The sequence below is a fragment of the Streptomyces sp. NPDC034103 genome (assembly GCF_055575395.1).
This window is the reverse complement of sequence record NZ_JBVISS010000009.1, coordinates 147,213-160,468: the sequence shown is the minus strand read 5'-3', so window position 1 is coordinate 160,468 and position 13,256 is coordinate 147,213. Positions and strand designations below refer to the sequence as shown.

13 protein-coding genes and 1 other RNA gene are annotated in these 13,256 nt (G+C 73.0%); 8 read left to right on the top strand and 6 right to left on the bottom strand.

From position 1 onward, the window contains the following. On the top strand, positions 1–1,077 hold the full coding sequence (locus ACZ56U_RS21370) for a Zn-dependent alcohol dehydrogenase (RefSeq protein ID WP_469085577.1): 1,077 nt from the start codon (positions 1–3) through the stop codon (positions 1,075–1,077). A 14-nt stretch (positions 1,078–1,091) separates the two neighbouring features. Beyond that, on the top strand, positions 1,092–2,030 hold the full coding sequence (locus ACZ56U_RS21365) for a 3-oxoacyl-ACP reductase (RefSeq protein WP_469085576.1): 939 nt from the start codon (positions 1,092–1,094) through the stop codon (positions 2,028–2,030). Positions 2,031–2,489: 459 nt separating this feature from the next. On the opposite strand, the gene ACZ56U_RS21360 is transcribed toward ACZ56U_RS21365, so the two are convergent. After that, positions 2,490–3,842, bottom strand: a complete 1,353-nt coding sequence (locus ACZ56U_RS21360) for a hypothetical protein (RefSeq protein WP_469085575.1) — start codon at positions 3,840–3,842, stop codon at positions 2,490–2,492. Positions 3,843–4,031: 189 nt separating this feature from the next. Here ACZ56U_RS21360 and ACZ56U_RS21355 point away from each other — a divergent pair, with 189 nt between their 5' ends. The 3 genes from ACZ56U_RS21355 to ACZ56U_RS21345 are packed head-to-tail and all read left to right on the top strand — an operon-like array spanning position 4,032 to position 7,089. Next, positions 4,032–4,886 (top strand): Nif3-like dinuclear metal center hexameric protein, encoded by an 855-nt coding sequence (locus ACZ56U_RS21355; RefSeq protein WP_469085574.1) that lies wholly within the window; start codon positions 4,032–4,034, stop codon positions 4,884–4,886. Next, on the top strand, positions 4,883–5,626 hold the full coding sequence (locus tag ACZ56U_RS21350; RefSeq protein ID WP_469085830.1) for a zinc ribbon domain-containing protein: 744 nt from the start codon (positions 4,883–4,885) through the stop codon (positions 5,624–5,626). Before ACZ56U_RS21355 ends, ACZ56U_RS21350 begins: the two co-directional genes overlap by 4 nt. A gap of 11 nt (positions 5,627–5,637) precedes the next feature. After that, positions 5,638–7,089 carry a bifunctional RNase H/acid phosphatase gene (locus ACZ56U_RS21345; RefSeq protein WP_469085573.1) on the top strand — a complete coding sequence of 484 codons (1,452 nt, stop codon included), beginning with the start codon at positions 5,638–5,640 and terminating at the stop codon, positions 7,087–7,089. Here the strand turns inward: ACZ56U_RS21345 and eda are convergent. Beyond that, positions 7,061–7,738, bottom strand: coding sequence for a bifunctional 4-hydroxy-2-oxoglutarate aldolase/2-dehydro-3-deoxy-phosphogluconate aldolase (gene eda / locus ACZ56U_RS21340; RefSeq protein WP_469085572.1), 678 nt, complete (start codon positions 7,736–7,738; stop codon positions 7,061–7,063). The genes ACZ56U_RS21345 and eda overlap by 29 nt on opposite strands. A 60-nt stretch (positions 7,739–7,798) precedes the next feature. Further along, complete coding sequence (gene yaaA / locus ACZ56U_RS21335; protein WP_469085571.1) at positions 7,799–8,581, bottom strand: peroxide stress protein YaaA; 783 nt, start codon at positions 8,579–8,581, stop codon at positions 7,799–7,801. 66 nt (positions 8,582–8,647) lie between these two features. On the opposite strand from yaaA, the gene ACZ56U_RS21330 reads away from it, so the two are divergent. Next, positions 8,648–10,078 carry an RNB domain-containing ribonuclease gene (locus ACZ56U_RS21330; protein ID WP_469085570.1) on the top strand — a complete coding sequence of 477 codons (1,431 nt, stop codon included), beginning with the start codon at positions 8,648–8,650 and terminating at the stop codon, positions 10,076–10,078. On the opposite strand, the gene ACZ56U_RS21325 is transcribed toward ACZ56U_RS21330, so the two are convergent. Together ACZ56U_RS21325 and ACZ56U_RS21320 are read right to left on the bottom strand one after the other, a co-directional pair. After that, positions 10,026–10,631, bottom strand: a complete 606-nt coding sequence (locus tag ACZ56U_RS21325) for a hypothetical protein (RefSeq protein ID WP_469085569.1) — start codon at positions 10,629–10,631, stop codon at positions 10,026–10,028. The two genes, ACZ56U_RS21330 and ACZ56U_RS21325, sit on opposite strands and share 53 nt — an antisense overlap. Continuing rightward, on the bottom strand, positions 10,628–11,395 hold the full coding sequence (locus ACZ56U_RS21320) for a MerR family transcriptional regulator (protein ID WP_469085568.1): 768 nt from the start codon (positions 11,393–11,395) through the stop codon (positions 10,628–10,630). Before ACZ56U_RS21320 ends, ACZ56U_RS21325 begins: the two co-directional genes overlap by 4 nt. A 164-nt stretch (positions 11,396–11,559) precedes the next feature. Here ACZ56U_RS21320 and ACZ56U_RS21315 point away from each other — a divergent pair, with 164 nt between their 5' ends. Both ACZ56U_RS21315 and rnpB read left to right on the top strand, forming a co-directional pair. Further along, positions 11,560–12,138: a Uma2 family endonuclease gene (locus tag ACZ56U_RS21315; RefSeq protein ID WP_469085567.1), complete on the top strand. Its 579-nt coding sequence runs from the start codon at positions 11,560–11,562 to the stop codon at positions 12,136–12,138. A 202-nt stretch (positions 12,139–12,340) separates the two neighbouring features. Beyond that, positions 12,341–12,744, top strand: an RNA gene (gene rnpB, locus ACZ56U_RS21310) — RNase P RNA component class A. Between the two features lie 136 nt (positions 12,745–12,880). On the opposite strand, the gene ACZ56U_RS21305 is transcribed toward rnpB, so the two are convergent. Continuing rightward, a complete protein-coding gene (locus ACZ56U_RS21305; RefSeq protein WP_469085566.1) occupies positions 12,881–13,192 on the bottom strand; it encodes a hypothetical protein in 312 nt (103 codons plus the stop codon). Positions 13,193–13,256: the final 64 nt, after the last annotated feature.

Below are 13,256 nucleotides of genomic sequence, written 5' to 3'. Positions count from 1 at the left end.
ATGCGCGCAGCCGTACTGCACGAGATCGGCCAGGACAAGCTGGAGGTCCTCGACGACGTCGAGGCGGTGGGGTTCGGTCCCGGGCGGGTGAGGATACGGGTACGGGCCGCGGGGCTGTGCCACTCCGACCTGTCCGGGATGAGCGGGGTGCTGCCGCAGCCGGCACCCTTCGTGCCCGGCCACGAGGGCGCGGGCGAGATCCTCGACGTCGGGGAGGGCGTCGGCCATCTCAAGCCCGGCGACCGGGTCGTCGTCTGCTGGCTGCCCGCCTGCGGCGCCTGTCCCGCCTGTAGGCGGGGGCAGACCGAGCTGTGTCTGGCCGGGTTCATGAACGCCGGCACCCCCAACTTCAAGCGCCCCGCCGGAGACGTCTTCGGCATGGCAGGCACCGGCACCTTCACCGAGGAGGTCGTCGTCGACGCCGGCTGCGCGGTACCGATCCCCGACGACGTGCCCTTCGACATCGCCGCGCTGATCGGCTGTGGGGTGACCACCGGGCTCGGCGCCGCCCTCAACACCGCCGACGTGGCCGCCGGTTCGTCGGTCGCCGTCATCGGCTGCGGCGGCGTCGGCATCTCCGCGATCCAGGGCGCCCGGCTCAAGGGCGCGGCGGAGATCGTCGCCGTCGACCCGGTCCCCTCCCGCCGCGAGGCCGCCCTCACGTTCGGTGCCACCAGGGCCGTCTCCCCCGAGGAGCTGGCCGACGCCAAGCAGCAGGTCACCGCGGGCGAGGGCTTCGACTACGTCTTCGAGGTGGTCGGGAAATCGGCCACCGCCCGGGCGGCGTACGACAACACGCGGCGCGGCGGCACCCTGGTCGTCGTCGGCGCGGGCGCCATGGACGACAACCTCCAACTCAACATGTTCGAGCTGTTCTTCGACGAGAAGCGGATCCTGCCGTCCCTGTACGGCGGTGGCGACGTCCTGACCTCCTACGAGCGGACCATCGCCCTGTGGCGGGCCGGGCGGGTGGATCTGGCGAGCCTGATCACCCACCGCGTCCCGCTGGCCGACATCAACGAGGCCCTGGACCAGATGCGGACCGGCACCTCGCTCCGCACCTGCATAGAGATCTGAGGGGAACCGCGGGGATGTCACTGCCACTTGAAGGGCTGTCCGCCGTCGTCACCGGGGCCGGCCGGGGGCTCGGCCGGGCCGAGGCGCTCGAACTCGCCCGGCTGGGCGCCACCGTCGTCGTCAACGACTACGGACAGCCCGGCCGGGACGGCTCCGGCGAGGCCTCCGCCGGCCCCGCCGAGGAGGTCGCCGCCGAGATCCGCGCCGCGGGCGGCAAGGCGCTCGCCCACACCGGGGACGTCGCCGACTTCCGACAGGCCGGGGAACTGGTCGGGTTGGCGATCTCGGAGTGCGGCAAGCTCGACATCCTCGTCAACAACGCGGGCATCCTGCGCGACCGCATGGTCTTCTCGATGACCGAGGGGGAGTGGGACGCCGTCATCCGGGTCCACCTCAAGGGCCACTTCAACACGACCCACTTCGCCGCCGCGCACTGGCGCGCACGCTCCAAGGAGGCGCGAGGGCCGGTGTACGGGCGGATCGTGAACACCTCCTCGGAGGCGTTCCTCGCGGGCTCGGCCGGACAGCCCAACTACGCGGCCGCGAAGGGCGGCATCGTCGGCCTCACCACCTCCACGGCCCTCGCCCTCGCCAAGTACGGCGTCACCGCGAACGCCATCTGCCCGCGCGCCCGCACCCGGATGACCGAGGACGTCTTCGCGGGCCTCGAACCCCCCGACGCAGGGCTCGACCCGCTCGCCCCCGAGCATGTCGCGCCGCTCGTCGGCTACCTCGCCTCACCGGCCGCCGCCCGCGTCAACGGCCAACTGCTCGTCGTCCACGGCGGGATGGTCGCCATCGTCGAACGACCGCGCGTGCAGGCCAAGTTCGACAGCAAGCAGGAGACCTTCACCTACGACGAACTGGACGCGCTGCTCACCCCGCACTACGCGGCCCGGCCGCCGCAGGAGACGTTCGCGGCGGCCGAAGTGCTGGGCCTCAAGCGGGAGTAGACCGGAAACGGACCGCGGCCCCACCCACCCTCCAGGGTGAGCGGGGCCGCGCGTCGTACGTCTCAGGCCCTCGACTCGGTCTCCTCGACCGAGGCCGAGACCGGCTTGCGGTGCCGGCCGCGAGGGGCCGACTCGCCGTCGTGAGCCGAGAGCTGGCCCCGATGCCTGCCGTGGCCGGCAGACTCGTGGACATCGGTGCGCGGCGGCTGGATCGTCCTTGCGTCGCTCATCGTTTGAATTCACCCCGTCAACATGATCTTTAAAACAGCCGGGAGAGTTTAACCGTCCCACCGCGGGGCGAATCCAGGCGGCCACGCCAACCGGCACTACTTCGTTACAAGCCCACCCGACGCCTCTCTCCCGGCCCCCTGACACCCCGTCACCGGGCACCCCCGAGGGCCGTCCTGCGGCGCCGCGGCCGACCTCCGGCGCCTCCACACCGACTGCCCCCGCCACCCCTCACCCGTCGCCCCCAAGCACCCCTGACCACCCACCCCCGACGGTCTCCTCCGACCCGCCCCCGAGCCGGCCCGCCCCCGAGGGCGCCCTGCCGAGTGCCTCCAGCGGTGCCTTCCCCAGCGGTACCGGACGTGCCACGACAGGCCCCGGAGGATCCGGCTGTGACGGCCCGTCCGAGTGCGGCGGCCTCCCCGGCGCCGACTCGTCGACCGTGCGGCCCCGGACCGGATCCCCCGGGCCCGCGCCCCCCGTCCTTCCCCCGCTCCCCGCCGGGACGCCCCCCATTTCCCCCGCAGGGACAGTCCCCGCGCCCCCCGCAGGGACACCCCCCGCTCCCCCCACGGGCGCCGTCAACCCCGCCACCCCGCAGGGCACCTCGTCCGTCGCGTACGGCAGGCGCAGCACCCCGTCCCGCGTCCACAGTCCGGTCCCCGTCAACCACCCCATGGGTGCCGCGAGATGGTGCACCTGGCGTCCGTCCGGCCGCCACACCCCGACCCAGCTGCCCACCGGGCCGTCGATCCGCAGCGCCACCGCACAGCTCTCCGGCATCAGCACCTGCCCGGGCTGCACGGCGAACGGCGTGACCGCGCACTCGGGCATCCGCAGGCTCTCCGGGAAGCGCACCGGCAGCGTGCTGCCGAGGACGCCCCAGCCGAGCCGCTCCTCGCCGGGCGCGTCCGAGCGGATCAGCAGCAGTCCGGAGTCGGGGTCGGCGAGCAGCAGCCGGTCGTCGCTGCCGGCCGCGATCTGCAGGAGCGGCGAGACCTCACCGTCGCGCCCCAGGTCCACCACGATCGCCTTGGTGCACCCACCGACCTCCCGGTCCAGGACCAGCATCCGCCCGGCCTGGTCCAGCCATACCCCGCCCGAGCAGCGCCCCGGGACCTCCGCGAGGTGTTCCGGGCCGAAGGCGCCGCCCGCCACCAGCCACACCGCGCTGGAGCGCCGGCCCACGGCGAGGGCGTACGCCTTCTCGCCTCCCGGCGCGGGCGGCAGCAGCCGCAGCGAGGTGCCCTCCTCCGGGCACTCCACCGCCCCGAGCGGCAGCTCGCCGGTGCCGGGACCGGTCGGGTAGAGCAGCGAGAAGTTGTGCCGTCCGTCCGCGAACCGCCTGATCAGCACCCGTCCGTCGGCCATCGGCTGGACCTCGGTGCCGGGCTCCTCCGGCTGGTTGCCGGGCAGCGGCACCGCGTAGGGCTCGGGGCCGCCCAGGGTCCAGCGCTCCGGGAACCAGGAGTCGCCGTCACGCGTGAGGCGGGCGGCGTATCCGCCGTCCGCGGTGATCGTGCAGCCAGCCTGCGGCGTACCGTCCTCGTCCGCCGCCGTGGGCTCGATCGCACAGGCCGTCATCGTTCGGTCACCTCCGGCCACGAAGCTAGTTTTCGTACGCACAGGCGTGGGACAGGCCGACGCTCGCTTCACACAAAGGGGTGGCCCAGGAACGATTCGCCTGAGGAAACCGGGGCGATTGTGCTGCGCGGGACCCAGGGAGGCCGCGACCGGTACGGGGGCGCAGAACGGCCAGGTAGCCTTCTGTGCGTGCCCCGTCTGTCTGAAGTCATCGCCGCGCTGGAGAACCTGTGGCCCGCCGAGCGGGCCGAGTCCTGGGACGCGGTCGGCACCGTCGTGGGCGACCCCGACCAGGAGGTCTCCCGGGTCCTGTTCGCCGTCGACCCGGTCCAGGAGATCGTCGACGAGGCGGTGAAGCTGGGCGCCGACCTGCTGGTCACCCACCACCCGCTCTATCTGCGCGGGACGACGACGGTCGCGGCGAGCCACTTCAAGGGCCGTGTCGTGCACACCCTCATCAAGAACGACATCGCCCTGCACGTGGCCCACACGAACGCGGACACGGCGGACCCCGGGGTGAGCGACGCGCTCGCGGGCGCGCTGGACCTCCGGGTCGTACGACCGCTCGTCCCGGACCCCTCCGACAAGGAGGGCCGCCGAGGCCTCGGCCGGATCTGCGAGCTGGACCACCCGCTGCCGCTGCGGGACCTCGCCGCACGGGCCGCCGCCCGCCTCCCCGCCACCGCGCAGGGCATCCGGGCGGCCGGCGACCCCGAGGCGCTCATCCGCACGGTCGCCGTCAGCGGCGGCTCCGGCGACAGCCTCTTCGACGTCGTACGCGCCGCCGGTGTCGACGCCTTCCTCACCGCCGACCTGCGCCACCACCCGGCGTCGGAAGCCGTCGCCCACAGTCCTCTCGCGCTGCTCGACGCGGCGCACTGGGCCACCGAATGGCCCTGGTGCGAGCTGGCCGCGAGCCAGCTCGACGAGATCTCCGACCGTCATGGATGGGGCCTGCGGGTCCACGTCTCCACGACGGTCACCGACCCCTGGACCGCCCACGCGGCGTCCACCACCACCGATTCCACGGGAGCCCCCAACTGAACGCCGCGCCCGCCGACCAGATCCGTCTCCTCGACGTCCAGGACCTCGACGTCCGTCTCCAGCAGCTCGCGCACAAGCGCCGGTCGCTGCCCGAGCACGCCGAGATCGAGTCGCTGACCAAGGACCACATCCAGCTGCGCGACCTGCTTGTCGCCGCGCAGACCGAGGAGAGCGACACCGCCCGCGAGCAGATCAAGGCCGAGCAGGACGTGGACCAGGTGCGCCAGCGCGCCGCCCGCGACCAGCAGCGCCTGGACTCCGGGGCCATCGGCTCGCCGAAGGACCTGGAGAACCTCCAGCGCGAGATCGCCTCCCTCGCCCGGCGCCAGGGCGACCTCGAGGACGTCGTCCTGGAGGTCATGGAGCGCCGTGAGTCCGCGCAGGAGCGGGTCGCCGAGCTGACCGAGCGGGTCGGCGCGGTGCAGGGCAAGATCGACGACGCGACCGCCCGCCGGGACGCGGCGTTCGAGGCCATCGACGGCGAGATCGCCACGGTGACCAAGGAGCGCGAGGTCATCGCGGGCACGGTCCCCGCCGACCTGCTCAAGCTGTACGACAAGCTGCGCGGGCAGCAGGGCGGCATCGGCGCGGCGAAGCTGTACCAGCGGACCTGCCAGGGCTGCCGCCAGGAGCTGGCGATCACCGACATCAACGAGATCCGCGCGGCCGCGCCGGACACCGTGGTGCGCTGCGAGAACTGCCGCCGCATCCTGGTGCGCACGGCCGAGTCCGGCCTCTAGGAGCCTGTGTGGTGCGGGAGTTCATCGTCGAGGCCGACGGCGGGTCCCGGGGCAACCCCGGACCCGCGGGCTACGGCTCCGTCGTCATCGACGCGGCGACCGGCGAGACGCTGCTGGAGCGGGCCGAGTACATCGGCGTCGCGACCAACAACGTCGCCGAGTACCGCGGCCTGGTGGCCGGACTGCGCGCCGCGTACGAGCTGGACCCCGCCGCCACCGTCCGCGTCCGCATGGACTCCAAGCTCGTCGTCGAGCAGATGTCGGGCCGCTGGAAGATCAAACACCCGGACATGAAGCCCCTGGCGATGGAGGCGTCCCGGGTCTTCCCGCCGGACCGGGTGACGTACGAGTGGATCCCGCGCGAGGACAACAAGCACGCGGACCGCTTGGCCAACGAGGCGATGGACGCGGGGAAGCGGGGCGAGCGGTGGTCGGCGTCGGCTTCGACGGCGGAGCTGGACGCGCGGGCTTCTGCCTCGGCGGAGCTGGACGCGCGGGTTTTTGCCTCGGCGGAACTGGATGTGGAGGCTTCTTCCTCCCCCCGCTCGACTCGTCGCGGAGCGGCGGAGGGGTTGGGCGGCGGAGCCGCGGGGGCTGGGGTGGCTGAGGGAGCCGGGGCGCCCGGGGACGCGGTCGCGGGGGCCGCGCGGGCGCGTGCGGCGCTGGGTTCCGTCTCCGGCGCGGCTTCTTCCTCCCGCTCGACTCGCCGCGGAGCGGCGGAGGGCTCGGGCGGCGGAGCCGCGAGGGGCGGGGACGGTGTGCGGGCCGCGAGGGCCGGGGACGATGTGCGGGCCGCGAAGGTGGTCGCCAGTCCCGGGTGGGCGCCGGCCGACATGGGGGCGCCCGCGACCTTCGTGCTGCTGCGACACGGGGAGACGCCGCTGACGCCGCAGAAGCGGTTCTCGGGCAGCGGCGGTACCGATCCGTCCCTGTCCGACGTGGGCCGGGAGCAGGCCGAGCGGGCCGCGGTCGCGCTGGCCCGGCGGGGGACGGTCCAGGAGATCCTCGCCTCCCCCCTCGCCCGTACCCGGGAGACCGCCGCCGTCGTCGCCGAGCGGCTCGGGCTCGACGTCACCGTCGAGGACGGGCTCCGCGAGACCGACTTCGGGGCGTGGGAGGGGCTCACCTTCGGCGAGGTGCGCGAGCGGTACCCCGACGACCTGAACCGGTGGCTGTCCGACCCGGACGCCGAACCCACCGGCGGCGGTGAGAGCTTCGCGGCGACGGCCACCCGTATCGCCGCCACCCGCGACAGGCTGACGGCGGCGTACGCGGGCCGTACGGTCCTGCTCGTCACGCATGTCACGCCGATCAAGACCTTCGTACGACTGGCGCTCGGCGCCCCGCCGGAGTCCCTGTTCCGGATGGAGCTGTCGGCCGCGTCGCTGTCCGCCGTCGCCTACTACGCCGACGGCAACGCGAGCGTCCGGCTCTTCAACGACACGTCCCACCTGCGGGCCTGAGCCCGGACGCGGCCCGGGCCAGCTCCGCCACCCGCCCCCAGTCCCGCGCCGCGATCGCGTCCGCCGGCAGCATCCAGGTCCCGCCCACACAACCGACGTTGGGCAGCGCCAGGTACTCCGCCGCGTTCGCGGCACCGATGCCCCCCGTCGGGCAGAACCGCGCCTGCGGCAGCGGCCCGGCCAGCGACCTCAGATACGCCGTCCCGCCCGCGGCCTGCGCCGGGAAGAACTTCATCTCCCGCACCCCGCGCTCCAGCAGCGCCACGACCTCCGAGGCCGTCGACACCCCCGGCAGGAACGGCACCCCGGACGCCCGCATCGCCTCCAGGAGTACGTCCGTCCAGCCCGGACTGACGAGAAAGCGCGCCCCGGCCGCCACCGCCGACGTCACCTGCTCCGGCGTGATCACCGTCCCCGCCCCGACCACCGCCTCCGGCACCCGCTCGGCGATCGCCCGGATCGCCTCGGCCGCGACCGGCGTCCGCAACGTCACCTCGATCGCCGGCAGCCCCCCGGCCACCAGCGCCCGCGCCAACGGCACGGCATCGCGGACGTCCTCGATGACGACGACGGGCACGACGGGAGCCAGATCCAGGACCGAGGCGTACGAGGAGGAGGGCAGCGGCGAGGAGGGCAGCGGCGAGGTCATGGCCTCATCGTGCCCAGGGGTAGCAGTGTGCGCAATCAGCGTTGCGCCGACTGCAACGCGTCAGTGGATCTCGTCCACCAGCACATCCAGCGTCCACGCCTTCCCGGCCCCCTTCGGCGCCTCCACCTCCACCACGTACCCGAGGTCCCTGAGCGCCTCCACCAGCGCGGCCGGGTCCTTCGGAGCGGCCCCGGCCGACAGCAGCGACCGTACGATCCGCCCCTTGGTCGCCTTGTTGAAGTGGCTGACCACCTTCCGCGTCGGCGCGTGCAGCACCCGCACCGACGCCGTCCGCGAAGCCACCTCACCCTTCGGCTTCCAGGCCGCCGCGTACGCCGAGGACCGCAGGTCCAGCACCAGCCCGCCCCCGGCCGCCTCGGGCAGCGCCGCCGCCATCGGCGTACGCCAGTGCGCGCCCAGCGCCCCGATCCCGGGCAACCTCACCCCCATCGAGCAGCGGTACGAGGGGATCTTGTCGGCGATCCCGACGGCCCCCCACAACCCGGAGAAGACCAGCAGCTGACGGCCGGCCCGCCGCTTCGCGGCCGCGTCGAGGGAGGACAGCTCCAGGGCGTCGTACAGGACACCGGTGTAGATCTCCCCGGCGGGCCGCGCCCCCGCGGTCCGCAGTTCCGCGTTCTTGGCGACCTCGCCCCGCAGCCCCTCGCTCAGCCCGAGCACCTCGCACGCCTTGTCCTCGTCACCGGCGCACAGCTCGACGAGCTCGTCCAGCACGGCCGCACGGGCCTGAGTCAGCCCCGGCAGCGACAACGACTCCAGCTTCAGCGGGGCGCCACGACCGGAGGAGGCCTTGCCTTCGGACGGCGGCAGCAGGACAAGCACGGGTGGTTCTCCTTCTGTAGAGCTCCCGGACAGCGTACGGGCCCCCGATGTGCTTACCCTCGCTGTATGCCTCGCCGCCAGATCCGCGTGACCGGCGCCCCCGAAGCCCCCCTGCGGGCCGCCCTCACCGCGCTGCGCACCGAACTCGACGTCTCGGACGCCTATCCGCCGGAGGCGGTGACGGAGGCCGAGCGCCCACCCGTCCTCCCGGCGCACGACGCCACCGACATCCCCCTGTTCACCATCGACCCGCCCACCTCCACCGACCTCGACCAGGCGATGCACCTCGCCCGCAAGGGCACCGGCTACCGCGTCCGGTACGCCATCGCGGACGTCGCCGCCTTCGTCGTCCCCGGATCGGCGCTGGACGCGGAGACCCACCGCCGGGTGATGACGCTGTACTTCCCGGACGAGAAGGTCCCCCTGCACCCGACGCCGCTGAGCGAGGGCGCCGCCAGCCTGCTGCCCGACCAGGTGCGCCCGGCCGCCCTGTGGACGATCGACCTCGACGCCGAGGGCCGCACCTCGGCCGTCGACGTCCGCCGGGCCCTGGTCCGCAGCCGGGCCAAGCGGGACTACGAGAGCGTCCAGAAGGAGATCGACTCGGGGACGGCGGAGGAACCGCTGGCCCTGCTGAAGGAGATCGGCGAGCTGCGGGAACGGCTGGAGGTCGAACGCGGCGGGATCTCGCTGAGGGTCCCCGAGCAGGAGATCGTGGCGCGCGACGGCACCTACGAACTGACCTACCGCGCCGGAGTGCCCGCCGAGGACTGGAACGCCCAGATATCCCTCCTGACCGGCATGGCCGCGGCCGACCTGATGCTCACCTACGGCACCGGCGTCCTGCGCACCCTCCCCGCCGCCCCCGACGGCGCGGTCGGCCGCCTGCGCCGCACCGCCCACGCGCTGCACATCGACTGGCCGCACCACATGTCGTACGCCGCGCTGGTCCGCTCCCTGGACCCGCGCGACCCGCACCACGCGGCCTTCCTCCAGGAGTGCACGACCCTGCTGCGCGGCGCCGGCTACACCGTCTTCCGCGACGGCGTCCTGCCCGACCTCACCACCCACTCGGCGGTCGCGGCGCCGTACGCCCACTGCACAGCCCCGCTGCGCCGCCTCGCCGACCGCTACGCCTCGGAGATCTGCCTGGCGGCGGTCGCGGGAACCGCGGTCCCCGACTGGGTGCTGACCGCCTTCGACGCCCTGCCGCGCGAGATGGCCGAGGGCGGCCGGCGCGCGGGCGCGGCGGAACGGGGCTGCGTGGACATCGTCGAGGCGGCCCTGCTGAAGGACCGGGTGGGGGAGGTGTTCGACGGCTGCGTGGTGGACGTGGAGGAGCGACGGCCCGAGGTCGGCACCGTGCAACTGGAGTCGCCGGCGGTCATCGGCCGGCTCGAGGGCTCCGGGCCGCTGCCCCTGGGCGAGCGACTGCGGGTCCGCCTCACACAGGCAGACCCTGCCCGCCCGTCGAAGGTGCGTTTCGCGCCCGCGTGACCGCGCGGACGAGATCGCCGGGGTCGTCGGCGTGGAAGCGGACGAGGTGGACCGGCCTGCGCCGCCCGAGGAGGGTGAAGTGGTCGACGGGCCGGGCCAGTTCGAGGGTGACGGTGGTCCGCGCGCCCACGGCGAGGTCGAGTTCACCCTCGGCGCGGTGGTGGGTGGTGCGCAACTCCCGGCGTACGGCGGCGATGTGGGGGAGCGGAATCCGCAGATCGACGTGCGCGGCGCGACGGACGCGCAGTTCGCCACCGTCCAGCACATGCGGTCGTACGACGTTCGCCGCGTGCATGCCGACGACGAGGACGACCGTGTAGACGTCGAGCGCGAACACGACCCGGTGCACGGTCGGGAGGTCCCGCAGCAGCACGGCCATCGTCACCGACTCCACGACACACGCGAACGCGAGGCCGAACATCAACGGCCCCTCCCCGCGGGCGTACGGAAAGGCCCGGCCCCGGCCGGTACCCTGCGTCCGTCGAGCCACCCAGAGGACGAGGCTGACGAGCAGCCGCACCTCATGCCGGACGAGGACGGCGGCCGTTCTCACGTGTCCCCCTCTCGGGTGTCCCCGGTGAGGATGCGCAGGGCGTGGCGGATGGCCTCCGCCTGGGCCGGGGCGAAGTCGGCGTAGAGGGCGCGCAGGAAGCTGTGGTCCTGGTCGATGCCGGGTCCCGTGTCGGGGAGCAGCTCGGCGGGGACGAGGGTGGCGAGCGTACGAGCGGCCTCCCCGACCCGGGGGTCGTCCGGCTCGGCGTCGGCGAGGGCGTCGAGCAGCGCGTACGCCTCGTTCGCCCGCGCCACGGCCTGCGGGGACGCCAGCGCGGAGGCGACGGCGGTGACCAGCCGCTCCCGCTCCTCGGGCCCGGCGGCGGTCTCGATCAGCGCGAGCACCTCACGGTCCTTGACGGCCATGGGGGAGTCGGACAGTGGCGCCATGTCCCGGAACAGCGAGGCCAGTTCGGGCGAGGCGGGCCCCTCGGCGGGCAACTCGCCGGCGTCGAGCAGCGCCCGCAGCCGCACCCGCCGCCCACGGACGGCCGCCTCCTGCCGCGCGAGATCCTCGTCCAGCTCCTGGAGGATCTCGGCGAGGTCCTTCCTCGAGTCGTCGGCGAGCACGTCCCGCACCTCGGCCAGCCCCAGCCCCAACTCCGTCAGCCTCCGGATCCGCGCGAGCACGACGGCGTGCCTGAGCGTGTAGTCCCGATACCCGTTCGCGAGCCGCTCGGGCTCCGGCAACAACCCTTGATGGTGGTAATGCCGCACGGTCCGCGTGGTGACGCCGACGGCGACGGCGAGTTCTCCGATCCGCATGCAATCAGTAGAGACGTTGACGTCGCGGCAGGGTCAAGGCAGCGGTCCGGCGTGCCTGACGGTGGCCGGGATGGTGTGCCACGATCGAGGGAAGGTTCCCGATCTCACGGCCAGGTGATCAGCCGATGTCCCAGTCTGGCGAGCGACAGAAGGAGGGGCGCGACATGACTGCCATGGCCCATGAGCCGCTCACGCAGGAAGAGGTCCTGCTGGAGGGCTTTCTCGCCCTGGACACACCGGAGGGTTTCCGGGCCGAGCTGATCGAGGGGGAGATCGTTGTGACACCGCCGCCGGACGGGGATCACGAGGACTGCATCGGGCTGATCGTGAACCAGGTGATCAGGGGGTCCCGGACCGACATGCAGTTCTCGGGGAACAAGGGGCTGAAGCTGAAGAGCGGAGACGGCTGTCCGAAGGACCACGTGATCCCGGACGGCACGTTCGCTCCCACGGAAGTGAGGCTCTACCGTGGCGCCGACTCCTGGATGCCCTGCGACGGCGTCGCCCTGGTCCTGGAGGTGACGTCCACCAAGCCCAAGGCCGACCGTGAGGCCAAGCGCCGCTGCTACGCCCGCGGCGGCATCCCGCTCTACCTGCTGATCGACCGCGAGGCGTCGTCGGTCACGCTGTTCAGTGACCCGGAGAAGGGCGACTACCGGGAGCACTGCACCCGCCCCTTCGGCAAGGCGCTCAGGCTTCCCGAGCCCTTCGCCTTCGACATGGAGACAGCGGACTTTCTCTGAGAGCCGCGGCGTTGCACCCTGAGGCCGGCAGACAGGGGGGCGGCGGCGCGCGGAGCAGCCACGGTGGACCAGGGCGACGCTGGGCCGGTGTGGCCCGCACCTGGACCTGCTGGCGGCCCACTGGTCCTGGGCGGCTCGGCCCTCGCGACAGCGGCCGGTCCGGCGAGGATCGAGGGGCCGGTAACATGGTCACCACGGCAGACGAGCCGGGCGGACGGCCGCGTGGAGTCCCTTGACGGGGGCTTCCCGAGGAACGTCCGGGCTCCACAGGGCAGGGTGGTGGCTAACGGCCACCCGGGGTGACCCGCGGGACAGTGCCACAGAAAACAGACCGCCGGGGACCTCGGTCCTCGGTAAGGGTGAAACGGTGGTGTAAGAGACCACCAGTGCCCAGGGTGACCTGGGCAGCTAGGTAAACCCCACCCGGAGCAAGGTCAAAAGGAGCCGCTTCGGCGACTCTGCGGGAACGTTCGAGGGCTGCCCGCCCGAGTCCCCGGGTAGACCGCACGAGGCCGGTGGCAACGCCGGCCCTAGATGGATGGCCGTCTCCCCGACCGCCGCGAGGCGATCGGGCGACAGAACCCGGCGTACAGCCCGACTCGTCTGCCGCTACCTGCGGCTTTGCCTGGGAAAGGGCCTCTGACCTGCGTCGGAGGCCCTTTTCGATCCCGTCGGCAGGCTCGCGGCTTGATTCGGAGGTTCGCGCATGTGCAGCGAACCGAGTGCGACGGTGGCGGTGGACCTAGCCGCCCACGGCCCACCGAGCTCCCGCAACCACGCCCAACAGCAGAGCGGGAAATATCCACCACCACGGCACGGCCCTCCGCACCGACGGCACCAGCCACAGCGCCGCCGCGGCCCCGGCGGCAGCGATGGTGACGACGCACGACAGCACGATTCCGGCGTACGCGTCGTCGTCCCAGGTGCCGGACGGCGTGACGGTCAGTGCCGTCCAGCAGAAGTACGCGGCGACGAGGGTGAGCAGGACGAGGGGTACAGCGAGGGCCACACGGAGGCAACCGCGGTCGTCGTCCACGTGGGGAGGGGTGGTCATCAGCGCAGTGCGTTCCTTGCCTTGTCCAGATCGTTCGCGAACCCTGCCCGTAGGCCTGGGCGTC

What these genes read in the sequence shown, in the direction of transcription:
- ACZ56U_RS21320 (WP_469085568.1), bottom strand. Translation starts at nt 11,395, where the DNA reads ATGCGGATCGGAGAACTCGCCGTCGCCGTCGGCGTCACCACGCGGACC.
- ACZ56U_RS21360 (WP_469085575.1), bottom strand. Translation starts at nt 3,842, where the DNA reads ATGACGGCCTGTGCGATCGAGCCCACGGCGGCGGACGAGGACGGTACG.
- ACZ56U_RS21315 (WP_469085567.1), top strand. Translation starts at nt 11,560, where the DNA reads ATGACTGCCATGGCCCATGAGCCGCTCACGCAGGAAGAGGTCCTGCTG.
- eda (WP_469085572.1), bottom strand. Translation starts at nt 7,738, where the DNA reads ATGACCTCGCCGCTGCCCTCCTCGCCGCTGCCCTCCTCCTCGTACGCC.
- ACZ56U_RS21330 (WP_469085570.1), top strand. Translation starts at nt 8,648, where the DNA reads ATGCCTCGCCGCCAGATCCGCGTGACCGGCGCCCCCGAAGCCCCCCTG.
- ACZ56U_RS21305 (WP_469085566.1), bottom strand. Translation starts at nt 13,192, where the DNA reads ATGACCACCCCTCCCCACGTGGACGACGACCGCGGTTGCCTCCGTGTG.
- ACZ56U_RS21370 (WP_469085577.1), top strand. Translation starts at nt 1, where the DNA reads ATGCGCGCAGCCGTACTGCACGAGATCGGCCAGGACAAGCTGGAGGTC.
- ACZ56U_RS21365 (WP_469085576.1), top strand. Translation starts at nt 1,092, where the DNA reads ATGTCACTGCCACTTGAAGGGCTGTCCGCCGTCGTCACCGGGGCCGGC.